The sequence below is a fragment of the Amorphus sp. MBR-141 genome, from assembly GCF_053628695.1.
Genome location: NZ_JBRJGW010000002.1, coordinates 130,391 through 154,168, shown reverse-complemented (window position 1 = coordinate 154,168; position 23,778 = coordinate 130,391). Strand labels below are relative to the sequence as shown.

28 protein-coding genes and 1 other RNA gene are annotated in these 23,778 nt (G+C 68.7%); 17 read left to right on the top strand and 12 right to left on the bottom strand.

The features are described from left to right. Positions 1 to 15 precede the first annotated feature (15 nt). From ACSSVZ_RS03265 to fumC, 3 genes are all read right to left on the bottom strand, one after another. Complete coding sequence (locus ACSSVZ_RS03265; RefSeq protein ID WP_453968280.1) at positions 16 to 228, bottom strand: ribbon-helix-helix domain-containing protein; 213 nt, start codon at positions 226 to 228, stop codon at positions 16 to 18. A gap of 243 nt (positions 229 to 471) precedes the next feature. Further along, positions 472 to 654 (bottom strand): DUF4169 family protein, encoded by a 183-nt coding sequence (locus ACSSVZ_RS03260; protein WP_453968279.1) that lies wholly within the window; start codon positions 652 to 654, stop codon positions 472 to 474. Between the two features lie 11 nt (positions 655 to 665). Beyond that, positions 666 to 2,057 (bottom strand): class II fumarate hydratase, encoded by a 1,392-nt coding sequence (gene fumC / locus ACSSVZ_RS03255; RefSeq protein ID WP_453968277.1) that lies wholly within the window; start codon positions 2,055 to 2,057, stop codon positions 666 to 668. A 174-nt stretch (positions 2,058 to 2,231) separates the two neighbouring features. Between fumC and ACSSVZ_RS03250 the strand changes: the two genes are divergently transcribed. Then, positions 2,232 to 3,020, top strand: a complete 789-nt coding sequence (locus ACSSVZ_RS03250; RefSeq protein ID WP_453968276.1) for a hypothetical protein — start codon at positions 2,232 to 2,234, stop codon at positions 3,018 to 3,020. A gap of 55 nt (positions 3,021 to 3,075) precedes the next feature. On the opposite strand, the gene ACSSVZ_RS03245 is transcribed toward ACSSVZ_RS03250, so the two are convergent. From ACSSVZ_RS03245 to ssrA, 4 genes are all read right to left on the bottom strand, one after another. Further along, the gene (locus ACSSVZ_RS03245; protein ID WP_453968274.1) at positions 3,076 to 4,008 is read right to left on the bottom strand and encodes an MBL fold metallo-hydrolase; all 933 of its coding nucleotides are present in this window, start codon (positions 4,006 to 4,008) and stop codon (positions 3,076 to 3,078) included. Between the two features lie 65 nt (positions 4,009 to 4,073). Further along, positions 4,074 to 4,670, bottom strand: coding sequence for a glutathione S-transferase family protein (locus tag ACSSVZ_RS03240; protein WP_453968271.1), 597 nt, complete (start codon positions 4,668 to 4,670; stop codon positions 4,074 to 4,076). Positions 4,671 to 4,706: 36 nt separating this feature from the next. Beyond that, positions 4,707 to 5,228: an SspB family protein gene (locus tag ACSSVZ_RS03235; protein WP_453968269.1), complete on the bottom strand. Its 522-nt coding sequence runs from the start codon at positions 5,226 to 5,228 to the stop codon at positions 4,707 to 4,709. 79 nt (positions 5,229 to 5,307) lie between these two features. Next, positions 5,308 to 5,668: a transfer-messenger RNA gene (ssrA, locus tag ACSSVZ_RS03230) on the bottom strand. Positions 5,669 to 5,805: 137 nt separating this feature from the next. On the opposite strand from ssrA, the gene ACSSVZ_RS03225 reads away from it, so the two are divergent. The 9 genes from ACSSVZ_RS03225 (at position 5,806) to ACSSVZ_RS03185 (ending at position 13,855) form a co-directional block, all read left to right on the top strand. Beyond that, a complete protein-coding gene (locus ACSSVZ_RS03225) occupies positions 5,806 to 6,603 on the top strand; it encodes a thymidylate synthase (protein ID WP_453968267.1) in 798 nt (265 codons plus the stop codon). Between the two features lie 59 nt (positions 6,604 to 6,662). Then, positions 6,663 to 6,992 (top strand): DMT family transporter, encoded by a 330-nt coding sequence (locus ACSSVZ_RS03220; protein WP_453968266.1) that lies wholly within the window; start codon positions 6,663 to 6,665, stop codon positions 6,990 to 6,992. Between the two features lie 66 nt (positions 6,993 to 7,058). After that, the gene (locus ACSSVZ_RS03215) at positions 7,059 to 7,544 is read left to right on the top strand and encodes an N-acetyltransferase family protein (RefSeq protein ID WP_453968654.1); all 486 of its coding nucleotides are present in this window, start codon (positions 7,059 to 7,061) and stop codon (positions 7,542 to 7,544) included. Next, positions 7,541 to 8,089, top strand: coding sequence for a dihydrofolate reductase (locus ACSSVZ_RS03210; RefSeq protein ID WP_453968265.1), 549 nt, complete (start codon positions 7,541 to 7,543; stop codon positions 8,087 to 8,089). The genes ACSSVZ_RS03215 and ACSSVZ_RS03210 overlap by 4 nt, the downstream gene beginning before the upstream one ends. Then, positions 8,086 to 9,348, top strand: coding sequence for a flavin monoamine oxidase family protein (locus ACSSVZ_RS03205; RefSeq protein WP_453968264.1), 1,263 nt, complete (start codon positions 8,086 to 8,088; stop codon positions 9,346 to 9,348). Before ACSSVZ_RS03210 ends, ACSSVZ_RS03205 begins: the two co-directional genes overlap by 4 nt. A gap of 239 nt (positions 9,349 to 9,587) precedes the next feature. Continuing rightward, complete coding sequence (gene hflK, locus ACSSVZ_RS03200) at positions 9,588 to 10,799, top strand: FtsH protease activity modulator HflK (RefSeq protein ID WP_453968261.1); 1,212 nt, start codon at positions 9,588 to 9,590, stop codon at positions 10,797 to 10,799. Then, a complete protein-coding gene (locus tag ACSSVZ_RS03195) occupies positions 10,799 to 12,043 on the top strand; it encodes an SPFH domain-containing protein (protein WP_453968258.1) in 1,245 nt (414 codons plus the stop codon). Before hflK ends, ACSSVZ_RS03195 begins: the two co-directional genes overlap by 1 nt. After that, entirely contained in the window at positions 12,040 to 12,225 is a 186-nt protein-coding gene (locus ACSSVZ_RS03190; protein ID WP_453968257.1) for a DUF2065 domain-containing protein, read from the top strand. The genes ACSSVZ_RS03195 and ACSSVZ_RS03190 overlap by 4 nt, the downstream gene beginning before the upstream one ends. A gap of 133 nt (positions 12,226 to 12,358) precedes the next feature. Further along, the gene (locus ACSSVZ_RS03185) at positions 12,359 to 13,855 is read left to right on the top strand and encodes a DegQ family serine endoprotease (protein WP_453968255.1); all 1,497 of its coding nucleotides are present in this window, start codon (positions 12,359 to 12,361) and stop codon (positions 13,853 to 13,855) included. A gap of 143 nt (positions 13,856 to 13,998) precedes the next feature. On the opposite strand, the gene ACSSVZ_RS03180 is transcribed toward ACSSVZ_RS03185, so the two are convergent. Continuing rightward, positions 13,999 to 15,258, bottom strand: a complete 1,260-nt coding sequence (locus ACSSVZ_RS03180; RefSeq protein ID WP_453968254.1) for an extensin-like domain-containing protein — start codon at positions 15,256 to 15,258, stop codon at positions 13,999 to 14,001. 132 nt (positions 15,259 to 15,390) lie between these two features. On the opposite strand from ACSSVZ_RS03180, the gene ACSSVZ_RS03175 reads away from it, so the two are divergent. After that, the gene (locus tag ACSSVZ_RS03175; protein WP_453968253.1) at positions 15,391 to 16,011 is read left to right on the top strand and encodes a LysE family translocator; all 621 of its coding nucleotides are present in this window, start codon (positions 15,391 to 15,393) and stop codon (positions 16,009 to 16,011) included. 6 nt (positions 16,012 to 16,017) lie between these two features. Here ACSSVZ_RS03175 and ACSSVZ_RS03170 read toward each other — a convergent pair whose 3' ends face one another. After that, a complete protein-coding gene (locus ACSSVZ_RS03170; RefSeq protein ID WP_453968252.1) occupies positions 16,018 to 17,001 on the bottom strand; it encodes a zinc-dependent alcohol dehydrogenase family protein in 984 nt (327 codons plus the stop codon). A 99-nt stretch (positions 17,002 to 17,100) separates the two neighbouring features. On the opposite strand from ACSSVZ_RS03170, the gene ACSSVZ_RS03165 reads away from it, so the two are divergent. Further along, the gene (locus tag ACSSVZ_RS03165; RefSeq protein ID WP_453968251.1) at positions 17,101 to 17,604 is read left to right on the top strand and encodes a hypothetical protein; all 504 of its coding nucleotides are present in this window, start codon (positions 17,101 to 17,103) and stop codon (positions 17,602 to 17,604) included. Positions 17,605 to 17,636: 32 nt separating this feature from the next. Here the strand turns inward: ACSSVZ_RS03165 and ACSSVZ_RS03160 are convergent, their stop codons facing one another. Both ACSSVZ_RS03160 and ACSSVZ_RS03155 read right to left on the bottom strand, forming a co-directional pair. Then, positions 17,637 to 18,524 (bottom strand): D-alanyl-D-alanine carboxypeptidase family protein, encoded by an 888-nt coding sequence (locus tag ACSSVZ_RS03160; protein WP_453968249.1) that lies wholly within the window; start codon positions 18,522 to 18,524, stop codon positions 17,637 to 17,639. Further along, positions 18,521 to 19,387 carry an acyl-CoA thioesterase gene (locus ACSSVZ_RS03155; protein WP_453968248.1) on the bottom strand — a complete coding sequence of 289 codons (867 nt, stop codon included), beginning with the start codon at positions 19,385 to 19,387 and terminating at the stop codon, positions 18,521 to 18,523. The genes ACSSVZ_RS03160 and ACSSVZ_RS03155 overlap by 4 nt, the downstream gene beginning before the upstream one ends. Positions 19,388 to 19,459: 72 nt before the next feature. On the opposite strand from ACSSVZ_RS03155, the gene ACSSVZ_RS03150 reads away from it, so the two are divergent. The 4 genes from ACSSVZ_RS03150 to ACSSVZ_RS03135 all read left to right on the top strand — a co-directional run bounded on the left by ACSSVZ_RS03150 (position 19,460) and on the right by ACSSVZ_RS03135 (position 22,381). Further along, positions 19,460 to 19,900, top strand: a complete 441-nt coding sequence (locus tag ACSSVZ_RS03150; protein ID WP_453968247.1) for a secondary thiamine-phosphate synthase enzyme YjbQ — start codon at positions 19,460 to 19,462, stop codon at positions 19,898 to 19,900. Between the two features lie 208 nt (positions 19,901 to 20,108). Next, entirely contained in the window at positions 20,109 to 20,429 is a 321-nt protein-coding gene (locus tag ACSSVZ_RS03145; RefSeq protein WP_453968246.1) for a hypothetical protein, read from the top strand. 147 nt (positions 20,430 to 20,576) lie between these two features. After that, positions 20,577 to 21,755 carry a PAS domain-containing sensor histidine kinase gene (locus tag ACSSVZ_RS03140; protein WP_453968245.1) on the top strand — a complete coding sequence of 393 codons (1,179 nt, stop codon included), beginning with the start codon at positions 20,577 to 20,579 and terminating at the stop codon, positions 21,753 to 21,755. After that, complete coding sequence (locus ACSSVZ_RS03135; RefSeq protein WP_453968243.1) at positions 21,752 to 22,381, top strand: response regulator transcription factor; 630 nt, start codon at positions 21,752 to 21,754, stop codon at positions 22,379 to 22,381. The genes ACSSVZ_RS03140 and ACSSVZ_RS03135 overlap by 4 nt, the downstream gene beginning before the upstream one ends. Positions 22,382 to 22,451: 70 nt before the next feature. On the opposite strand, the gene ACSSVZ_RS03130 is transcribed toward ACSSVZ_RS03135, so the two are convergent. Further along, positions 22,452 to 23,075 (bottom strand): class I SAM-dependent DNA methyltransferase, encoded by a 624-nt coding sequence (locus ACSSVZ_RS03130; protein WP_453968242.1) that lies wholly within the window; start codon positions 23,073 to 23,075, stop codon positions 22,452 to 22,454. Positions 23,076 to 23,332: 257 nt separating this feature from the next. Between ACSSVZ_RS03130 and ACSSVZ_RS03125 the strand changes: the two genes are divergently transcribed. Continuing rightward, the gene (locus ACSSVZ_RS03125) at positions 23,333 to 23,707 is read left to right on the top strand and encodes a response regulator (protein ID WP_453968241.1); all 375 of its coding nucleotides are present in this window, start codon (positions 23,333 to 23,335) and stop codon (positions 23,705 to 23,707) included. Positions 23,708 to 23,778: the final 71 nt, after the last annotated feature.

Genomic DNA, 23,778 nt, shown 5'->3' with positions numbered 1-23,778 from the left:
CGCGGTCCGGGGGGGTCAGTCCGCGCGAAGCCGCAGCAGCGCGGCGACGCGGATGCTCGAGGCCAGGCTGTCGCGCGGGTCGCGCTCCCGGTCGATGCCCTCGATCACCGCGGTGATGGTGGAGCCTTCGCGCTCGGCCCATGCCTCCAGTTCGGCCCAGTACTCCGGCTCCAGCGCGACGCTCGTCTGGTGCTGCTCGAGGGTGAGGGACCGCTTTTCGAGAGGCATGAAGTCTCTTCGGGCTTGAAGGGGTTGCGGTTCCGACAAGAGCCGCCCTGCTTCCGTGAACCGCGGATCGGTATCGATTGCGGATCCATTTCCTATCGACCAGGTGGGCCCACCTGACCGGAAAAGGCCCTCGAGCATTTCCCGTTCAGATCGACGCGATCTGAACGCAGAGGAATTGCTCAAGGGTTTGATTCTGGAGCCATTTCTTATCGATCAGGTGATATCACCTGACCGCAAAAGGCTCTAGTCGTCCTTCTCCAGGCGGTGGTGGTCGAGATGGGTCTCGGACTGGGTCCGACGCGCCGCCTCGGCCTCCTTCTCCGCCTTGCTGAGACCGTGGAGCGCGCGGTTTTCCGCCGCCCGGTCCTTCTCGTCGGCGCGCTTGCGTGCCTTGCGCGCCGACCGCAGGTTGACGATCTCGGCCATTTGGCCCTCGTTCAGTTCGGGCCGATCATCTTTTCCGGACGGACGATCGCGTCGAACTCGGCCTCGGTGACGAAGCCCAGCTTCGTCGCCTCCTCGCGCAGCGTCGTGCCGTTCTTGTGCGCGGTCTTGGCGACCTTGGTGGCGTTGTCGTAGCCGATCTTCGGGGCGAGCGCGGTGACGAGCATCAGCGAGCGCTCCATCAGCTCCCTGATGCGCGTCTCGTCGGCCTTGATGTCGACGACGCAGTGGTCGGTGAAGGAGACGGCGGAGTCGGCAATCAGGCGGATCGACTGCATCATCGCGTTGGCCATGACCGGCTTGTAGACGTTGAGCTCGAAGTGGCCCTGGCTGCCGGCGACGGTGATGGTGGTCTGGTTGCCGAAGACCTGGCAGCAGGCCATCGTCATCGCCTCGCACTGGGTCGGATTCACCTTGCCCGGCATGATCGACGAGCCCGGCTCGTTCTCCGGCAGGATCAGCTCACCCAGGCCCGAACGCGGCCCGGAACCCAGCAAGCGGATGTCGTTGGCGATCTTGAACAGCGAGGTCGCGACGGTGTTCAGCGCGCCGTGGGCGTAGACGTAGGCGTCATGGGCGGCGAGCGCCTCGAACTTGTTCGGCGCGGTGCGGAAGGGCAGGCCGGTGATCGTGGCGACATGGGCGGCGAACTTCTCCGCGAAGCCCTTCTTGGTGTTGAGCCCGGTGCCGACGGCGGTGCCGCCCTGGGCGAGATCGTAGAGCCCGTCGAGGCCTTCCTTCACCCGGCGGATGCCGTGCTCCACCTGAGCGGCGTAGCCGGAGAATTCCTGGCCCAGCGTCAGCGGCGTCGCGTCCTGGGTGTGGGTGCGGCCGATCTTGATGATGTCCTTGAACTCGTCCGACTTCGCCTTGAGCGCCTTGTGCAGGTGCTCCAGTGCCGGGACGAGCGTCCGGTTGAACTCTTCCGCCGCCGCGATGTGCATGGCGGTCGGGAAGGTGTCGTTGGAGGACTGGCCGCGGTTGACGTGGTCGTTGGGGTGGACCGGGTCCTTGGAGGCGAGCTTGCCGCCGAGGATCTCGATGGCGCGGTTCGAGATCACCTCGTTGGCGTTCATGTTCGACTGGGTGCCGGAGCCGGTCTGCCAGACGACGAGCGGGAAGTTGTCGTCGAGCTTGCCGTCGATCACCTCGCCGGCGGCCTCGATGATGGCGGCGGCGAGCTTCGGATCGATGTTGTCCTGCTCTTCGTTGGCCAGCGCCGCGGCCTTCTTGATGATGCCGAGCGCGCGGATGACCGGCGGCGACATCCGCTCGCCGGAGATCTTGAAGTTGCCGAGCGAGCGCTGGGTCTGCGCGCCCCAGTATTTGTCGGCGGGAACTTCGAGCGGACCGAAGGAATCGGTTTCCGTGCGGGTCGCGGTCATGACGGCGGGCCTCCCAGGCAAAGGGCTGTCGATCTTGCGCCTGAATTACCGGGAAGGGGCGGGCGGCGCAATGCGGCGCGTATCAACGAAATTGGTTGCACAATATTCAAAAATCTACTTATGAGTGTGTATTGGGTCCGATGAACCTTTGCTTGCGTCCATATGGGGGGCGACATGGCCGAGTCAGTTTTATCCTCGACACCGGAGGCAAAGGCGCAGGCGCGCCGCGAAATCGCGAACCGGTTGATCGGCAAGGCCGGTTGGGTGCTGGTGGTGCTCACGTGCGGTGTGTTTATCGTTGTCACGGTCCAAATGTGGAATGGCGACAGCGCCGGTCACGGCCGCCAGCTCGCCGAAAACTATATCTTCGCGGTGCTGCCGCTGGTCGGCACGTGGATCGGCACGGTGCTGGCGTTCTACTTCTCCAACGACAGTTTCCAGCTCGCTTCCTCCGAAGCGCGCAAGACGGCATCGGAGGCTCGGGACGCCAAACTCCGCCAGATCTCGGTGACGGAAGCGATGGTGCCCCTGAGCCGAATCCAGGCGATCGAGGCAAACCCGCCGAACTGGGGCAGCGCATTCTTCGACACAGAGGTCCTCGGCCTTCTCAACAAGAAGGTCGGCCGCATTCCGATCATCGGCAGCCAGGCATACGGCGTCATTCACGACTCCGTCGTTCGCGACTACGCCTGGCAGAACGGGATTCCGCCCACCGCGAATACGAAGAACGTGCCGCTGAAGGCGTTTCTGACACACCCCTCGATCGCCCCGATTTTCACGAACTCCGTCGCTTTCGTCGGGCCCCATGCGACGCTCGCGGACGTGAAGGCGGCGATGGAGAAGGCTTCGGTGTCGGGCTATCCCTGCCGCGACGTGTTCGTCACCGAGGACGGCACGCCGACCGGCACGCCGCTGGGGCTGATCACCAACATCGATCTGGAAAAGTTCAGCAGCTACGGCTGATGGAGGTCCCGCCCGCAGCCCGTTCGGCTGCGTGGGGCCCCGCGCGGTGCGCGCCTCAGTATCCCGGCAGCACCACCACCGTCGGCTCGCGCGGCAGGGTGGCGAGCGAGACCGTCATCGTCGGGTCGCTGCGGATGTCGATGGCGAGTTCGGAGCGGACGTCGCCCAGGAACTGGTTCAGCCGCCATGCCGAGAAATAGTGCATCGGCAGAACGATGCGGGCCCGCAGCCGCTGCACGACCTGGACGACCGCCGCCTGGCTCATGGTGTAGGTCCCGTCCACCGCCACCATGACCACGTCGAGCCGGCCGATGAGGGCGATGTGATCGTCCTCCAGCACCTGGTGCAGGTGGCCGAGATGGCCGATGCACAGGTCCGCCACCTCGAAGATGAAGATCGAATTGCCCTGCGCCTCGACGCCGCCCTCCCAGCGCCGGATGTCGGTCGGCACGTTGCGGATCAGGACGTCGCCGACCAGCAGATGATGGTCGGCCGGGCCGCCATTGGGGTTCCATCCGGGCAGCACGTGGGCGATTCCCGGGTCGGGCGCCACCGTCCAATGGGAGGAATGGGCGTGGTTCATGGTGGCGACGGTGGGCACCGGACCGGCTCCGGCCGGGCCGGCATAGTCGGTGACGATGATGACGCCGCCGGGCGTCTCGATGCGGAAGGTCGCGTGGCCGACGAAGGTGATGGTGACGATGCCGTCGCGCGCGTCGCCCGTGGCCGTCTTCGTGGCGCGGGGCTTTGCGTCGCGCGGCAGCGGCATCACCGAGGCGAACCGGGCGCCGGGCAGCGACTGCGCCACCGCCTGGCACATCGAGGGATGGTAGCTCGGGGAGGGGGTTTCCGCCTGGGCCAATGCCGGGACGGCTGCGGCCAGCAGCCCCGCGCCCGCCAGCCACGCCAGGGCCAGCAGCCCCGATGCCAGCTGCCGATGCCGGCCGCGGCCCGTATCGCACGCATTCTGAAATGCCGAGACCGTCATGATCCGCTCCCCATCTGCCCACTGAAGGGAGATAGGGGCGGGCCGGCGCGCGGAAAGGCCTGGGGCTAGCCGGCGTCTTCGAACGACAGCGCGCGCCGGTACGCCGGCCGTGCCTCGCACCGGTCGGCGTAGGCGTTGAGCGCGGCGCTGTCGGGCATCATGCCGAACTGGCGCAGGAACGAGGCGGACGAGCCGAGCATGACGTCGGCGGCCGAGAACCGGTTGCCCAGGATCCAGGGGCCGTCACCGATCCCATGCTCGAAGGCCGCGATCATCCGGTCGAAATCGCCCCAGGCGTTGCGGGTGGGAAACGTCTCCCAGCCGCCGGCCTTCTCCGACAGCGCCGGCTCGACCACGCTCGGCGCGAAGATCAGCCATTGCAGGTAGCGGGCGCGGTCGGGATGGTCGGGCTTCGGGGCGAGGCCCGTCTGCGGGTATCGGTCGGCGATGTAGGCGCAGATGGCGGCGGAGTCCCAGACGGTGGCGTCGCCGTCGCGGAGGGCCGGCACCTTGCCCATCGGGCTGGCGGCGCGGAACGCCTCGGGCAGGGTTTCCGGGGCGCGAACGTCCACCGCCACCCGCTCGTAGGCGAGCCCGGTTTCCTCCAGAAGCCAGGCGATCCGCTGGGACCGCGTGCGTGCGCACCAGTAGAGGGTGATCAAGGGCGGCTCCCGGGCTGGAACGACGAACCGGCTGCGTCAGGTCTTCTTGCGGAAGGCGTCGAGCGAGACAACCTGGGCGCCGTCGGGGCGCATCTGCTCGCCGTTGACGCCGGGATCGGCGGCGCCCGGGACGTCATCCTGCTGCGTCGAGGGTTCCGGCGCGTGGCCGTGCTCGGCCGCGGGGCTGTCTTCCTCGGCATCCACGTGCGGCTCGAACTGCAGCCCGAACTGGACGGAGGGATCGAAGAACCCCTTGATGGCGGCGAAGGGAACCAGCACGCGCTCCGGCACGCCGCCGAACGACAGCCCGACCTCGAAGGCGTGCTCGGTGACGTTGAGGTCCCAGAACTGGTGCTGCATGACCACCGTCATCTCCTCGGGGTGCTGTTCCCTGAGGCGGGAGGACATGCGCACGCCGGGGGCTGCGGTATCGAAGGCGATGTAGAAGTGGTGATCGCCGGGCAGGCCGTTGTCGACGACTTCCTTGAGAACCTTCCTGACGACGCCGCGCAAGGACTCCTGAACCAGGACGTCGTAGCGGATCAAGTCGTCGGCCATGTCGGAAATCCTCGCTTTCGCGGTGTCTGCGCCCGCACGGGATAAGCCCACGGGCCGACCATGCGCAGGCATGAATCAAAGTGGGGGCTTCTGTTGCCAGGTGCCCCCGGGACCCCGCCTTACCGTGCTACCGGCAAGGACTTGGTAGAGGTGTCACGCTGCATTACGCGGCGAGACGGGCCTCAGCATAGTTGTCGTTGGCAACTATAATGTTTAGCCCGATAACGGTGGTACCATGCCGAGCGAAAGTCCAACCTTTACGCCTTGGTCGAGCCTGTTTCGCCCCCGCCACAACCCGCGCGTCCGCATCGCGGGCTCTGGTGGAGGCGCCGGGTACTGCCCCCGGGTCCCATAGGTTTATTACGTTGGCCGTTTATCGCCGTAGCCGACTGCCGCCGGCACCTCGGAATATAGGCGTCCCCGCGCCGCTCCGAAAGCCCCCGCGTGCATCCGATCTTGCGGCGCGGCGTCGCTTGTCCACATGGTAGGCCGCGCCCGTGCTCTCGTCGCAATTGGCGGGCAGTCTCGCCTGTGGGAAGACTAAACGACCAAAAACCTCGCGATTCGGAGGCGGCCGATGCGCCAGTATCACGACCTCATGGAACGGGTGCTCGCCGACGGCGTCCGCAAGGGCGACCGCACCGGAACCGGCACGCGCTCGGTGTTCGGCCATCAGATGCGGTTCGACCTCGCCGACGGCTTTCCGCTGCTGACCACCAAGAAGATCCACGTGAAGTCGGTGGTGCACGAGCTTTTGTGGTTCCTGACCGGCAGCACCAACGCCCGCGACCTCAACGCCCACGGCGTGACGATCTGGGACGAGTGGGCCGATCCCGCCACCGGCTATCTCGGCCCCGTCTACGGCAAGCAGTGGCGCTCGTGGGCGGCCCCCGACGGGCGCACCATCGACCAGATCTCGGAAGTGGTGGAGCAGATCCGCACCAACCCGAACTCGCGGCGCCTCGTGGTATCCGCCTGGAACCCGGCCGACGTGCCGGCGATGGCGCTGCCGCCGTGCCACTGCCTGTTCCAGTTCTACGTCGCCGACGGCCGGCTGTCGTGCCAGCTCTACCAGCGCTCGGCCGACATCTTCCTCGGCGTGCCGTTCAACATCGCCTCCTACGCGCTGCTCACCCACATGGTGGCGCAGGTGACCGGGCTGGAAGCGGGCGAGTTCATCCACACCTTCGGCGACGCCCACCTCTACGAGAACCACATCGAGCAGGCCGAACTCCAGCTCAGCCGGCCGATCCGGCCGCTGCCGAGCCTGCACCTCGATCCGGCCGTCGACGATCTGTTCGCTTTCCGCTACGAGCACGTTCGCGTGGACAATTACGATCCGCATCCGCTGATCCGCGCCGAAGTGTCGGTCTGACCCGTCCGCGGCGCAGATCCGGCTGAAAGCGCGTGGGTGCGCGAGTGGAGGCAACCGCCTTGCATTACGTAACCTTGGGCCTGGCGATCCTGTTCGAGGTCGTCGCCACCAGCATGCTGAAGGCGACCGACGGGTTCAGCCGCATCGGGCTGACGCTGGCGATGTTCGCCTGCTACCTGTGTTCCTTCTATCTCCTCACCCTCACCATCCGGCTGATGCCGATCGGCATCGTCTATGCGATCTGGGCCGGCCTCGGCATCGTCCTGGTCGCGATCGCCGGGGTGGTGATCTACAAGGAAATGCTCGACCTTCCGGCGATCATCGGCATCCTGTTCATCATCGCGGGCGTCGGCATCATCAACATCTTCTCGAGCACGGTTTCGCACTGATCCGTCTTCGGTGACGCCGGACCGGACCTTGCCGGAGGCCGGCCGACCTTTCCCGGGAGCTTCATGGTGACACTGGTCATTCGCCCGGCCGAGCGGGACGACGTTCCGGACATCGTCCGGCTCATCCGCGCGCTCGCCGACTACGAGCGGCTGCTGCCGGAAATGCGGGCCAGCGAGGACGATCTCGCCGCCGCGCTGTTCGGCGCCGCGCCGCGGGTGTTCTGCGACGTGGCGCGCCTCGACGGACAGACCGTGGGGTTCGCCCTCTGGTTCTACACCTTCTCCACCTTCGTCGGCCGCCACGGGATCTGGCTCGAGGACCTGTTCGTGGAACCCGAGCGGCGCGGCCACGGCATCGGCAAGGCGCTTCTGTCGGGCCTCGCCGCGCGCTGCGTCGCCGAAAATCTCGGCCGGCTCGAGTGGACGGTGCTCGACTGGAATGCCCCGTCCATCGCGTTCTACGAGAGCCTGGGCGCCCGGCCGATGGCGGACTGGACGACCTATCGGCTGACCGGCGACGCGCTCGCCGCCACCGGAGGACGGACGTCGTGAGCCAGTACGGCCGCCACCCGCCGGTGGTCATCGTTGCGGCGGTGTCGGAGACCGGCGTGATCGGGCGCGACAACCAGCTGCCCTGGCGGCTGTCGACCGATCTCAAGCGCTTCAAGGCGCTCACCCTGGGCAAGCCGATGATCATGGGGCGGCGAACCTGGCTCTCCATCGGCCGGCCGCTGCCCGGGCGGCGCACCATCGTCGTCAGCCGCGACCTGCACTTCGTCGCCAGCGGCGCCATCGTCGCCACGACGCTGACCGATGCCTTCGTGCTGGCGCGCGACGCCGCGCTCGAGATGGGTGCGGACGAGATCGCCGTGGTCGGCGGCGCGCAGGTCTACGCCGCCGCAATGCACGACGCCGACCGGCTTGAGATCACCGAGGTCCACTGCCAGATGGAGGGCGACGCGGTGTTTCCCCAGATCAGGCCGAGCATGTGGCGGGAGACCGCCCGGACGGAGGTCCCGGCCGGCGAAAAGGATGACCATGCGATGACGTTCGTCACCTATCAGCGGCGCCTGCCGGGCGACAGAGACCGGCCATGAGCCAGACCGACGTCCTCGTCGTCGGCGCCGGCGCCGCGGGCCTCGCCGCGGGCGAGCGGCTGAACGCCGAGCGGGCCGATTTCGTGGTGCTGGAGGCCGCCGACCGGATCGGCGGCCGCGCCTGGTCCGACAGCTCGGTGTTCGGCGTGCCCTTCGACCGCGGCTGCCACTGGCTGCATTCGGCGTCGGTCAACCCGTTCCGGCCCATCGCCGATGCCCTCGGCTATCGCTACCTGGTGCGCAAGAGCCGCCGCGCGGCGCATCTCTTCCTGAAGGACCAGCTCGCCGACGAGGCCACCCGCAAGGCCGCCTGGGACGCGGTGGAGGCGGCGTTCCGCGACGCGCATGCGGCGGGCGAGCGCGGCCTCGACGTGCCGGCCTCCGAGGCGATCGACCCGCCCGACGACTGGCGGCGCATGGTGGTGCACTGGATGGGGCTGCTGTCGGCGTTCGCGCCGGAAGACATCTCGACGCTCGACCTGGCGCGCTACGCCGACACAGGCGAGAACTGGCCGGTGCTCGACGGCTACGGCGCGCTCGTCGCCGCCGCGGGGCGCGACGTGCCGGTGCGCACCGGCGTCGCCGTCAAAGCCATCGACTGGTCCGGCAAGGGGGTGCGGGCGGACACGACGGCCGGCACGATCGAGGCGAAGTCGGCGATCGTCACGGTCTCCACCAACGTGCTGTCCGGTGGCGGCATCCGCTTCACCCCGGACCTGCCGGTGGACTTCGCCGAGGCGCTTGCGGCCTGTCCGGTCGGCTATGCGGAAAAGGTGGCCATCTCCTTCGCCAACAAGCTGCCCGGCCTCGATCCCTCCGCCTACGTCGACACCCTGGACCCCACCGATCCGGATCGGCCGGCGATCAACTTCACGGTCGAGGAGGACTCCGAAGGCCGGCCCATGGCGGTCGGCCAGCTCGGCGGAAACGTGGCGCGGGACCTGGAGAAGGCAGGCGAGGCGGCGATGGTGGATTTCGCGCTGGCCGCGCTCGCCGACGCGTTCGGCAGCGGTATCCGGTCGCAGGTTCATCGCACCTCGACGACGCGCTGGTCGTCCGATCCCCTGGTGCGCGGCGCCTACTCCTGCGCCATGCCCGGGCAGGCCAATCGCCGCCGCCGGCTGGCGGATCCGGTGGGGGCTCGCCTCTTCTTCGCCGGCGAGGCGACGTCGCCTGATGCGTACTCGACGGCGCACGGCGCTCGGCTGACCGGGCTTGCCGCCGCGGGACGGGCGCTTGCGGCGATCGCGATGGTGTGACACTTCGAGCACTGACAGCGGTCGCAACGCGGCGTGTGGCTGCCTATATCAAGGGTCGGTGCGCGGAGAGGGGCACGTTCGTTGAAAGCGGACGGCGTGTTTCCTATAACCCAACCACCACAAGCGATGGATGAAACGTCGCGACGGCGTGACCGGCTGCATCAGACGATCCGTTTCCCGCTCGGCCGGAGACGTCATCTGCGTGCCGGTCGTGAAGGCGGAGCGAAAAAGGAGAACGGATGCCCTGGAGCAATCAGAGCGGCGGCGGCGGCAAGAGCGGCGGCCCTTGGGGGGGCGGCGGCGGCCCGTGGGGCGGCGGCGGCGGCGGCAACAGCAACGGTCCCTGGGGCGGCGGGCAGAAGCCCGGCGGCGGTGGCGGCCAGACACCTGATCTCGAGGAGCTCCTGAGGCGCAGTCAGGATCGCATCAAGAAAGTCTTCCCCGGTGGCGGATCGGGCGGCGGCGGTGGCCGAAGCGTCGGCATCAAGGGCGCGCTCGTTGCAGTCGTTGCGGTCGGCGCGATCTGGCTCGCGACGGGCTTCTACCGGGTCAATCCGGGTGAAGTCGGCGTCGAGCTGGTGCTCGGTGGCTTCGCCGGCATGACCCAGCCGGGACTGAACTACAATTGGCCCTATCCGCTCGGCAGCGTGTACACGCCCGACGTGCTGCGCATCCGCGAGCTCAACGTCGGCATCCGTGACGTGGGCGCCGTGTCGAGCCCGGGCCGCGACGTTCCCGAAGAGAGCCTGATGCTGACCGGCGACGAGAACATCGTCGACGTCGATTTCCGCGTGCAGTGGCGGATTTCGAACGCCGAGGAATATCTCTTCAACATTCAGAATCCGGAAGGCACCGTGAAAGCGGTTGCCGAAAGCGCCATGCGTGAAGTCGTCGGCACCCGGAACATTCAGCCGATCCTCACCCAGGAACGCCAGCAGATCGAAATCGAAGTGCAGCAGCTGATGCAGCAGACCCTGGACAACTACGAGGCTGGCATCGAGATCGCGCAGGTCCAGCTGCAGAAGGTCGACCCGCCGCAGCAGGTCATCGACTCCTTCCGCGACGTTCAGGCGGCCCGCGCCGACCAGGAGCGTCTGCAGAACGAGGCGAACTCCTACTCCAACCGGGTCATCCCGGAAGCGCGTGGTGAGGCGGCCCAGGTGGTCCAGCAGGCCAACGCCTACAGGGACCGCGTCGTCGCCGAGGCGGAAGGTCAGGCGGATCGCTTCGTCGCCGTCTACGAGGAGTACGCCCAGTCGCCGGACGTGACCCGTCAGCGCATGTATCTGGAAACGCTGGAACGGGTGCTCGGCCGCACCGACAAGGTCATCATCAGCGAAGGAGCCGGCGGCTCGTCGGGCGTCGTGCCCTATCTGCCGCTCGACCAGCTGCAGGCCAGGCCGTCTGCCACCACGTCGCGAACCAACACTCAGACCGGTGGGGGCCAGTGATGCGCACAGGTCTCATCGCACTCATCGCCGTCATCGTCGGCGCACTCATCCTGGTGAACACGTCGCTGTTCGTGCTCAACCCGACCCAGCAGGCACTCGTCGTGCAGTTCGGTCAGGTGCGCCAGGCCATCACCAAGCCGGGCCTCTACTTCAAGATCCCGTTCGTCCAGAACGTGCTGTTCCTGGACAAGCGCATTCTCGATCTCGACGTCCCGGCCCAGGAAATCATCGCCCGGGACCAGAAGCGGCTCGTCGTCGACGCGTTCGCGCGGTACCGGATCCAGAATCCGGTGCTGTTCTACCAGTCGGTGAACAACATCGCCGAAGGCGCCAGCCGACTGTCGACGTTCATGCAGTCGGCCCTGCGTGCCGTGCTCGCCGACGCCACGTTCACGGAGATCGTGCGTGACGACCGGCCGGGGCTGATGGAACGGATCCGCGCCGAGGTGCAGACCCGTGCCGACGCCCTTGGGATCACCGTCGTCGACGTGCGCATCCGCCGGGCCGATCTGCCGGAGGCCAACAGCCAGGCGATCTTCCGTCGGATGCAGACCGAACGCCAGCAGGAGGCAACGGAGATCCGTGCCGAGGGCGAGGAGGCGGCGCAGCGCATTCGCGCCAACGCCGACCGCACGGCAACGGTCATCGTCGCCGAGGCCAACAAGGAGGCCGAACAGGTCCGCGGTCAGGGCGACGCCCAGCGAAGCAAGATCTTCGCGACCGCGTACAACCGCGATCCGGGCTTCTTCGCCTTCTTCCGGTCGATGCGGGCCTACGAAGTCAGCATGAACTCCGGCGACACCCGTCTGGTGATTTCGCCGAACTCGGAGTTCTTCCGCTACTTCAACAGCCCGACCGGCGGCGAGGATCCGCGCGTGCTCCCGGATCCCCGGAACGCTCAGAGCCTGCCCAGCCTGGGCACGCCGGTTCCACCCGCGAACGGGGCGCCTGCTTCGGGCGCGTCCGCACCGCTGGAGAGCAGTTCGGCGGCCGGGGGCGGCACGCTGGACCGACAGGTTCAGGACGAGGTGAACGCGGTCGAGGATGAGGCGGAGCGGGAGACCGAGGCGACCGGAAACGGCGCCCCGGCCGGCGGCGCGGCGGGTTCGACCGCACCGGCCACCGGCTCCGGAAGCACGGCTCCGGCCGCGCCTTCGGGCAATGCCGCACCGGCACCGTCGGGCAACGCCGCACCGGCGCCCTCCGATAGCGCCACGACGCCGGCTCCGCAGCCGGCGCAATGACTGACTTCATCGTGGCGGTCGGTCTCGTGCTGGCCATCGAGGGAACGCTCTATGCGGTGGTTCCCGGTCCGCTCAAGCGGATGATGCGCCAGGCGATCGACACGCCCGATCAGGTCCTGCGGATCGCGGGGGTGGGAGCCCTCGCGATCGGCGTCCTGGTCGTCTGGTTGGCCCGCGGCTAGGGCATTCGCCGTTCGGATCGGCCCGATCCCAACGGCGGTGCTGCATGGTTGCAGGCGGCCCGAGTTGAGCCTGCCGGACACGGTTCTCGTCCGGCCGGCACCGCACGCGACGCACCTCGCTGAAGGAGGGACTATGACCACCATCACGCAGCACGCACCGTCGACCTGGACCAGGCTGGCGCGGGGAATGACCGCAGCGCTTTTTGCCGGCGCGGCGTTCTCCGTCCTGCCGGCCCGCGCCCAGGGGCCGGAATCGGTGGCCGACATCGCCGAGCCGCTGTTTGAATCGGTGGTCAACATCTCCACGTCCCAGGAAGTCACCGGCCGCCGGTCGGTGCCGATGCCGAAGATCCCCGACGGCTCCCCGTTCGAGGAGTTCTTCAACGAGTTCTTCGACAAGCAGCAGCAACAGGACGACCAGCCGCGCCGGGTCCAGTCGCTCGGCTCCGGCTTCGTCATCTCCTCCGACGGCCTGGTGGTCACCAACAACCACGTCATCGAGGATGCCGACGAGATCCTGGTGAACTTCAGCGACGACCGCAGCCTGAAGGCGACGGTGCTCGGCCACGATCCGAAGACCGATCTGGCCCTCCTCAAGGTCGAGCCCGAGGCGCCGCTGAAGGCGCTGAATTTCGGCTCCTCCGACGATCTCAGGATCGGCGACTGGGTGATGGCGATCGGCAACCCGTTCGGGCTCGGCGGCACGCTGACCGTCGGCGTGGTCTCCGCCCGCGACCGCGACATCAACTCCGGTCCCTACGACGACTACCTGCAGACCGACGCGGCCATCAACCGCGGCAACTCCGGCGGTCCGCTGTTCAACATGAAGGGCGAGGTCGTCGGCGTGAACACCGCGATCATCTCGCCGTCCGGCGGCTCGATCGGCATCGGCTTCTCGATTCCCTCCGAAATCGCCATCAACGTCATCAACCAGCTCAAGGAGTTCGGCGAGACCCGCCGCGGCTGGCTGGGCGTGCGGATCCAGACGGTCACCGACGACATCGCCGACAGCCTCGGCATGGACGAGGCCTACGGCGCGCTGATTGCCGGCGTGACCGAGGGCGGCCCGGCGGAAGAGGCCGGCATCGAGGCCGGCGACGTGGTGCTGACCTTCAACGGCGAACGGGTGCCGTCGATGCGCGACCTGCCGCGGATGGTGGCCGACACCCAGATCGGCACCGAGGTCGACGTGGAGGTGCTGCGCAAGGGCGAGACGGTGACGATCCCGGTGACGCTCGGCCGCCTCGAGGAGGCCGAGAAGGGGGAGCTGGCCGCCGAGCAGGGAGACGCCGGTGCGGCGCCCGACGCGGACCAGGCCGAGGTCGAGGAGCAGTCGCTGCTCGGCATGACCCTGACGGTGCTCACCGACGACCTGCGCGACAAGTTCGACCTCTCCGACGACGTCGACGGCGTGCTGGTGAGCGAGGTCGATCCCAATGGCCCGGCGGCGGAGAAGCGCGTGCAGGCCGGCGACCTGATCGTCGAGGTGGGTCAGGAGCCGGTGGCGAACCCCGCCGAGGTGGCGGAAAAGGTCGAGGCGCTCAAGACCGACGGCCGCAAGACCGCGCTGCTGCTGCTCTCCAACGGCAACGGCGAGCTGCGTTTCGTGGCGATCCGCCTGGACGACTAGACTCGAACCCGGATCAGGGGGGGCGCCGGCTTCCGGCCCGCATCCCGCTCCGGGGTCTCAGCTTCGGTCCACCGGCCGCGGCCGGTAAGGACCAGACGAACAGGCGGCGGGGGCGACCCCGCCGCCTTTTTCATTCGCAGAGGTCATTCGCAGAGCGCGTAGCCGCGGTTCCGCTTGGCCATGTCCAGGTGGAAATGGTCCTCGTGCAGCTTGTTGGCGTTGGGGCCGAGCACCGTCTTGAAGCGCGCGCAGGCATCGTTGTGGAGCGCCCGCCAGAAATCCTTCTCCGCGCCCACCGTGTTCCAGCCGCCGACCACGGTCAGGAACGTGCCGTTGGCGAGCCGCAGCGCCTGCAGGTCGAAGGCGTTGCCGAAGGCGTGCTCCGACAGCTTGGCGTGCTCGTCGTTGTTGCGGCCGCGGCAGGCATAGGACGTGCCCGGCCCGACCTCGACCACCGGCGACTCCAGGTGCCTTGCGGCCAGCCTCTCCACGTCGCCGACCAGGAAGTCGGCCATCGCGTTGGCGAACGCGCACGAGAAGATCGGCGGGTCGACGAAGCTGATCTTCGGGTCGTCGCCGACGCTTTCCAGCCGCACCGGGTTCTCGATCCCGCAGCCTTCCTCCGTCTCGATCTCGGGCTTCAGCGAGAACACCGCGTGCACCGCCGGCGCGAACACGCACTGGCGGTCGGCCATCAGCGGGTTGGCCTTGGGCGGCCCGAAGGCGTCGCGGGTGGCGACCGACTGGTCGTCGAGGGGCGGCTTCGGCGGTGCCTCGAACGGCGGACGGGCGACCGGCGCGTTGTCCGGCCCCGGGCGTGCGGGCGCCGGCGGTCCGATCGGGCCGGTGTCGGTGGCCGGCGGGGCCTCGGCTGCTGCCGGCGCGGGGGACTTCGCCACATCCGGCGACACGGTGGCGGCCGGCGGGCTTTCGCCTCCCTCGGGCGGCGGATCCTTGGCACCGGTGTCGAGCAGGGGGCCGAGCGGGGCGGCTTCGACCGGTGGCGCGACGGCCACGGGCGGCGCGGCCGTGGCGGGCGGCGCGTCGGCCGGAGCCGACGTCGCGCCCTCACCGTCGGCCGGCGCCCCGGGGCCCTCTGCCTGTCCGTCCGGCCGTGACGCCGGCGTCGGCGTGCGGCCGGGCGAAAGCTGCGGCCTCGGCACCACGGCGATCGACCGCTTGACGCCACCGTCCACCGCCGGCGCGCCGTCCGGGCGCGGCATCGGGGTCGGCGGCGCTTCGGCAGCCATCGCTGTCGCGCCGAAGATCAGCGCGCCCGCAAGCGGCAGGGCCGCACGCAGCCGGCGGATGTGGGTGCTGGTGATGACCGTCGAGCCTCCTGAACCTCTGTCCGCCGGGCGGCCGCCCCGTCGATGCGGACGCGCATGCCCAGCCTGTCGCATCCGAAGCCGTATCGTGTCGATCGGGTCGTCCCCCGACCGCAACGGCTCCGGCGGCAATCCCGGCCTTGCGAAGGGAAAACGCCTGGTGCTTGATTTCGGTTCGACCCATTGCCCGTGAAGGACGGTCACGCCATGACTGCCGATGTCTTTGCCGCCTATGTGCTGGCCACCTTCGTGGTGCTGGCGATCCCTGGTCCCACCATCCTGCTGGTGGTCTCCTACGCGGTGTCGCGCGGCCGGCCGGCGATCCTGCCCTCGGTCATCGGCGTCGCGCTGGGCGACACCACCGCCGCCACCGTCTCCCTGCTAGGGCTTGGGGCGATTCTCGCGGCGTCCGCAAGCCTGTTCATGATCCTCAAATGGATCGGGGCGGCCTATCTGGTCTATCTCGGCGTCCGGATGTGGCGGGCGGGTGCCACGGCGATCGATGTCACGGCGCCGCCGGAGAACGATCGCCGGCGCATTCTGCTGCATTGCTGGCTGGTCACCGCGCTCAATCCCAAGGGCATCGTGTTCTTCATCGCCTTCCTGCCGCAGTTCGTCTCGGCGTCGGCGCCGCTGGCACCGCAACTGCTGCTTCTCGGCGTCACCTTCGTGGTGCTCGCGATCGTCAATGCGCTCGTCTACGCGATGCTGGCCTCGAAGGTGCGCGAGCGGTTCCGGCGGCCGTCGACGCTCGGCATCGCCCAGCGGATCGGCGGCTCCGTGCTGATCGCCGCCGGGCTCGCCACGGCGGCGGTGCAGCGCTCCTGACGGGGCTCACATGGTGAGCACCGCGGCGCCCTTCAGACGGCCGGCGCGCAGGTCGTCGAGGGCGCGGTTCGCCTCGGCAAGGGGATAGGCCACGGTCTGGGTCCGGATGCCCGCCTTCGGGGCGAGCGCCAGGAACTCGATGGCATCCTCGCGGGTGAGGTTCGCCACCGAGCGGATGACCCGTTCCTCCCACAGGTCGCGGTAGGGGAAGGCGGGGATGTCGGACATGTGGATGCCGCCGGAGACGACCGTGCCGCCTTTGCGCACCGCCTTCAGGGCGGCCGGGATCAGCGCGCCGACCGGGGCGAAGATCAGCGCAGCGTCGAGCGGCTCGGGGGAGGGCTCCTCGGAGCTGCCGGCCCAGACGCAGCCCAGGCTGCGGGCGAAGGACTGGGCTTCCGTGTCGCCCGGGCGGGTGAAGGCCAGCACCCGGCGGCCCTGGTGGCGGGCCTCCTGGGCGACGATGTGGGCGGCAGCGCCGAACCCGTAGATGCCGATCGTCTCGCCCGGCCCGGCGAGCTTCAGGGTCCGGTGGCCGATCAGCCCGGCGCACAGCAGCGGCGCGGCCTCGACGTCGGAGTAGGCGTCCGGGATCCGGAACGCGAAGGAGGCGTCGGCGAGGGTGTGGGTGGCGTAGCCGCCGTCGCGCGTGTAGCCGGTGAACACCGGCGCGTCGCAGAGGTTCTCCCGCCCGCTGCCGCAATAGGGACAGGTGCCGCAGGTGTGGCCGAGCCAGGGAATGCCGACCCGCTCGCCGAGCGCGAAAGTGTCGACGCCGGGACCCAGCGCGGCGACGCGCCCGACGATCTCGTGGCCGGGGACGATCGGCAGCTTCGGGTCCGGCAGGTCGCCGTCGACCACGTGGAGGTCGGTGCGGCAGACGCCGCAGGCGGAGACCTCGATCAGGATCTCGCCGGGCCCCGGCGCCGGCGTCGGCCGGTCCACCGGGCGCAGCGGCGTGCCCGGCCGCTCCAGGATCATCGCGTGCATGGGCAACCTCCGTGTATCCGGGCGGGCCTGGCTTCTGCCATTCTTGCGTCACGCGGCTGCGTATGATTGGCGTCCGCCGGATGATGAAAGGACTGTCTCATGATTGCGCGCGCACCGCTCGCCCTCGCCTTGATCTGCCTCACGGCCGGTCCGTCGTTCGCCCAGCAGGCCGCTCCGGATACGGACGGCGGGCGCTTCACCCTGCAGGAGGTTCGGGCCGGCTTTCTGAGGCTCGACCACACGTCGGGCGAGGTGTCGCTCTGTCGGGAGCGCGACCAGGGCTGGACCTGCGACCTGATCGCCGACGATCGGACGGCCTATTCCGACGAGATCGTCCGGCTGGAGAAGGAGAAGGCCGTGCTGGAGCGCCGCGTCAGCGCCCTGGAAGCACGGCTCGACGCGATCATCGGGCTGGCGGAGAGCCCCGTGGACGGCCCGGACGCAGCGGTCGCCCCCAGCACCCCGTCGACCAGTTCCGACACGTCGATGGACGACGAGCTCGACCAGGCGCTGGACGTCACCGAGCGCGCCATGCGGCGCTTCTTCGGGATCGTCCAGGGCCTCAAGCGCGACTACCAGACGGACGCCCCGCCGCCGCAGTAGATGCCTGCATTGCGCCCGGGGATTCCGGCGATCTACAGATAGCGCTCGATCAGCTCCGTCACCTCCTGGTCGCGTTCGCGCCCGGTGCGCCCGCCCATCACCACGACGATCAGCCGCCGTCCGCGCCGGTTCACCGAGGCGACGAGGTTGAAGCCCGACATCCGCACATAGCCGGTCTTGATCCCGTCGACGCCGCGCACCTTGCCCAAAAGCTTGTTGGTCGCCTCGTAGCGGCGGCCGGCATAGGTGAACTCCTCGGTCCGGAAATAGGGCGCGAAGCGCGGGTAGCGGGTCTTCAGCGCCCGGCCGAGGATCGCCATGTCGAGCGCCGTCGTCACCTGCATCGGGTCCGGCAGCCCGGACGCGTTGACGAAGCGGGTGCGCTGCATGCCGAGCTCGCGCGCCTTCGCCGTCATCTGCTCCGCAAAGGCGGACTCCGAGCCGCCGAGGGCTTCGGCAACCACCACGGCGACATCGTTCGCCGACTTGATGGCCATCGCCTGGGCGGCGTCGCTGACCCGGATCGTCGATCCGGCCTTCAGGCCGAGGCGCGACGGCGGCTTGGAGGCGGCGGTCTGCGAGACCGGCAACTCGTCGTCGAGCGACAGCCGGCCCGTCTCCACCGCCTCGAACAGCAGGAACAGCGTCATCATCTTGGTGAGCGAGGCGGGGAAGCGGAGCGCCTCGGCGTTCTCCTCGTGGAGCGATTTGCCGGTGACCATGTCGGCCACGTAGACCGAACGGCCGCGGACCTCCCCGGTGCCCAGAAGAACCGAGATAGGAGCGACCTCGATCGCCGGCGGGGGCGGCTCCAGCGCCTCCGGCGGAGGCTCCGCCGTCGATTGGCAGCCGGCGAGGGCCAGGAGTGCACCGAAGAAGAGCGCGCGGAGAAGGAGCTGCCCCCTGACCATGGCCGTCATGCGCCGGCCATCGACAGGCGCGGCGCCGCCGCGATCACGTCATCGGAAAAGCGGACCGCCTTGCGGGTTTTGAGGCTCATGGCCAGCCCGATCGCTTCGATGATGGCGATCAGCCGGCCCGACCGGGCTTCGAACTGATGATGGCGGAAATGGATCGTGCGGTCGGTGGCCTCGATGAGGCCGCTGATCTGTTCCACGAGGTCGCCGGGCGCATAGGCGTCGAACATGGTGAGGCGCATCTCGACGGCCACCCGGCCCCATCCCTGCTCGTCGAGCAGCGCCTTGGTGAGCCCGATGGTCTCCCAGACGTTCGAGGCGCCGTCGGAGACGTGGCCGACGTGGGCGCGTTCCGTCGCCAGGCCGTCCGCGCCCGCGTCGGCGGGCCAGATCACGCTGCGCGCGGTGACGAACCCGCCCCGGTCGCGCAGCGTCTCGGCGGCGATCGCCTCCGGCAGCGTGCCGCTCAGCCCGCGCGGGCCATAGAGCTTTACCGGCAGGTCGGTGAAGGCGTCCGATCGGGTCGCCGTCGCGGTGAGTTCGCGCGGGTGCGCATCGTACGTGTCGAGAGCGGTCGCGCAGATGCGTCCGTCGGACAGGTTCTTCAGGGCGTGAACCACCGAAACGCCGCCGTCTCCGTCGTCGGCGAACCCGCTTTCCACCTCGACGAGGTCGCCTTTGCGCAGTTCGGCGTGGTAGCGGACGTGACGGGCGGAGCGGACGAGCGCCGGGTCGCGATCGGTCATCGCACGGAAATGCTGGTCGGCCTCCTCGAAGCGCCCGAAATAGAACTGGACGTTGAGGTGATCGTTCTCATCGCATTCCCAGGCGTTCACGAACGAGACTTGAGTTTGAAGTGCCGGCATCGGCTGCAGGTCCTTTCGCGCGGTCCGTCGGCGTCCGCCTGCAAGCGTTAAACCATGAGCGAGCATCGGAAAATGCCGACGACGAAGGAAACCGGGCTCAGACAGACCCTGACGCGTGTGACGGTCGACACGCGGCCCCGCCATGTGCACGACGTCACGCGCGACGTGGACGGCTGGCTCGGCGCCATCGGCGCGGGCGAGGGGCTGCTGACGGTGTTCCTGCGCCACACGTCGGCGTCGCTGACCATCCAGGAAAACGCCGACCCCGACGTGCTGGCCGACCTGCTGGATGCCCTCGACCGGATCGCGCCGGCGAACGCCGGCTATCGCCACGGCTCCGAGGGGCCCGATGACATGCCGGCCCACATCAAGACGATGGTTACCGGTCCCAGCATCGCCGTTCCCGTCCTCGACGGGCGGATGGATCTCGGCACCTGGCAGGGGTTGTTCCTGATCGAGCACCGGGCGCGCGGACGGCCGCGCACCCTGACGCTGCACTATCTGGGCGACTAGGCCTTTCCGACCAGGCAGACGCATCGGGTCAGTGAAGATAGAGACGGTCTCCATGCCTTGAGCGCTTGTCGCTCGTTCAGCCCGCCCCGATCGGGCCGGCAATGCTCCAGGCGACGACGCCGCCGAATCGGTCGGCACCTTGGGATCTGACTGCAGACGGGCCGATTGGGCCCGAACCGACTTCACGATTTTCCGCTGGGAGCGTGTCATGAGAGCACTGCTTGTCGTCTTCGCCGTGGCCCTGGGCATCCTGATCGGATGGGCGGCCACCGAATCCCCGTTTCTCGCCAGCTTCTCCGTGATCCTGTCGGATCCCTGGGGGCTGGTGGCGCTGGCCGATCTCTATCTCGGCTTCGTTGTGTTCGGGCTGGTGATCGCCTTGACCGAGCGCAGCCGGCCGGTCGCGGTGGTGCTGATCGCCGCCCTGTTCGTGCTGGGCAACGTCGTCGCGGCCCTGTGGATCGTGGTGCGCTGGAAGCGTCTGCTTGCAAAGCTGCGCGACAACGTCTCTCCGGCGGCGCCGCTGTGAGGCGGCGGCGCGCGGCCCGCGGCCGAAGCGCGCGTGAGGCGGGGGCGGGGTGGGGGCACCTTTACCGTGCTTGATGAATGCCCTTATGGTCGGTCGTAGGCTGGACCTCGTCTCAGAAACGCATGGCAAGCGGAAGCTATCCCACAGATGCGCGATCACCACGGGCCTGACAGTCCGGAGCACGAGGGGGTCTCCGCGGCGCGCCTCCTCAGCGTGCTGGACACGGCGGTCGATGCGATCATCGTCATCGACGAGAATGCGCGGATTCTCGTCTACAACACCGCCTGCGAGCGCCTGTTCGGCTATCCCGCCGCCGAGATGATCGGCAAGAACGTCAAGGCGATCATGCCGCCGCGCTACTCCGATGTTCACGACAGCTACATCGACAACTACCGCCGGACGGGGGACGCGCAGATCATCGGCATCGGCCGCCAGGTCGAGGCGATGCACCGCGACGGCACGGTGTTTCCCGTCGACCTGTCGGTGGGCGAGGCGAAGACGCCCGACGGGCGCCAGTTCATCGGCATCCTGCGTGACGGCCGGCCGCGCGCCGCCTACGAGGAGCGCCTGGCCGAGCTGCAGGCCGAGCTGGTCCACATGGCGCGCGTCAGCGCGATGGACGAGATGGGCTCGGCGATCGCCCACGAGCTCAACCAGCCGCTGACCGCCGCGATGCTCTATCTGCAGGCCGCCACCCGCCGGATGAAGCAGGCCGAGGCGCCGCCCGACCCGATGGTGCTCGACGTCGTCGGCAAGGCCGTGCGGGAGGCCGGCCGGGCGGCGACCATCATCCAGCGGATGCGGGACTTCATCGAAAAGCGCGAGCCCAAGCGGAAGCACTGCGCCGTCGCCGCCCTGATCGACGATGCTCTCGAACTCGCCCTCGTCGGCTCCCGGCGGCGCGACATCGAGATCGTCCGCCACGTTTCCCCGGAGCTTCCGACCGTCGACGTCGACGCGATCCAGATCGAGCAGATCCTGGTGAACCTGTTCCGCAACGCCGTGGAGGTGATCGGCGAGGCCGACGAGCGGCGCATCGAGATCGCCGCGGCGCAGATGGACGACGTGCTGCGGATCTCGGTCTCCGACAGCGGGCCGGGCATCCCGGCCGACCAACTGCCGGACCTCTTCAAGGCGTTCGCGTCGAGCAAGCGCAGCGGGCTGGGGCTTGGACTGGCCATCTCGCGCTCGATTGCCCAGAACCACGGCGGCGACCTGACGGTCGATCCGGGCGGCGGCGGCCACGGGGCCTGCTTTCGCCTCGACCTTCCGGTCGTGCCGCCCCTGCCGGGCCCCGGCGATCAGGTCGATGAGGAGGCGAGATGAGCGAGAACGGTGCCGACGGGGCGCTGATCTACGTCGTCGACGACGACACCGCGGTGCGCGACGCGCTGTCGGAGCTGTTCCGCCTGGAAGGATTCCGCGTCGAGGCATTCTCCAACGGCGCGGAGTTCATCCGCCGCGCCCAGGCCGAACCGGCCTGCACGATCCTCGACGTCCACATGCCCGGCCGTTCCGGGCTCGACATCCTCAAGCTGCTCAACGCCGCCACCTATCCCGAGCCGATCTTCATCATGTCGGGCCAGGGCGACATCCCGATGGCGGTGCTGGCGATCAAGGAAGGCGCCTTCGACTTCTTCGAGAAGCCGTTCGATGCCGATCAGCTCATCGACCGGGTGCGCGGCGCGATGGCCGCGCGTCTGGAACGCGACGCGGCGGCGGCCGGTCTGGACCCGGGCTTTGCCGGGTCCGACCTGCTCACGCCGCGCGAGAAGGAGGTGCTGTCGGAGATCATCGCCGGCGCCTCCAACAAGGAGGCGGGCCGCCGGCTCGGCATCAGCCCGCGCACCATCGAGGTGCACCGCGCCCGCATCATGGAGAAGCTCGGAGCGCGCAACGTCGCCGATCTGGTGCGCATCGTGCTCGGGCACTCGGCCAGCGGCACGCGCTGAGCGGGATGAGGAAAAGTGGGCACCGGTTGGCCCGCCCGCACCCCGCACGTGGGCCTGTCTGCCGCCGGGCTCAGGCGGCCTGGAGCACGCACAGGCGGCAGTTGTAGTTTTCCTTGAGATGATAGGGGGCGACCGCGGCGGCGACGATGCTGGCGGCGCCCGTTTCGGCCAGCCGCTCGAGGTGCTCGGCGTAGCCGTCGACGTCCCAGACGTTCTCGTGCACCGTTGCGACGATGGTGCCGCCGGGACGGACGACGCGGGCAAGTTCGTCGAGGGCGGACGGGCCGACGTGGCCGTTGGTGAACACGCCCACGCAGACCGCGGCGTCGTAGCTGTCGTCCGGCAGCTCGATGGGGGCGGTCAGGTCGGCCACGCGCAGCGAGCGGTAGACGTTCTTGCCGCGCGCCACCCGCAGCATCTCCGGCGAGACATCGATGCCGTCGACGCGCATGAAGCCGCGCGCCGCCAGCTGCTCGCCGGCGAGGCCGGTGCCGCAGCCGGCGTCGAGAATGCGGGCGCCGGACGAAATGCGCTCGGCCAGCGCTTCGGCCACCAGCGACGGGCCGACATATCCCATCCCGTCAAGGGTGTCGCGGTCGTAGTCGTTCGCCCAGTCCGCGTAAATGTCCCGGCAGGTCTCGGGCCCGCCTTCCATGGCATAGAGGCGGTCGAGAATGGACGTATCGGCTTTCATCGTGATCAGGCCTCGTCAATCTTCAGGCTTCAGGTGAGCCATCATTATCCTGAATCTGGCACGGTTTTGCAAAAATCGCAGGGAATGGCGGATTCGCGCATCGATCCGCCCGGAGGTTTGGCCGGAATCTCGCAGCTGTCCTGCGAAATCTGAACCTCCTGGTTTTAGTCCAGCGGGGTTCCGGCTTGACCTTTGTCATGTCGCGACGGCACGCCGTCGGCCTATCGTCAGGGCCATCGACGTCGAGGACAGGGCCCGTGGCCGTTCACATACTGGAAGACGACACCAGCGTTCTGGACGCCATGCGGCTTCTCCTGGAGCTGACCGGGGAGCGTGTCGTGCTGCATCGCTCGGCCGAGAGTTTCTTCGAGGCGCCGCCGCCGGCTGCGGGGGATCTCGTCATCGTCGACGTGGCGCTGCCGGGCATCGGCGGCGTGGAGGTGATCCGCTGGCTTCGGCGGCTGGAGAGCGCGCCGCGGATCGTGGCGATCTCGGGCCAGTCGGAGCCGTATCTGGCGCGAGCCTTCCGCAACGAGCCGGCACCGCTGATGCTGCGCAAGCCGCTGGACGGCGCGGCGCTGGCGGATCTCCTGGCGGCCCGCGAACCGCCGGAGACGGAGGCGGGCGGCTGAGCCCCTGCGGCGTCCTGTCCGTCCGCACGATCACGTACGCAGTTCATCGTACGTAGCCGGCCGAATTACCT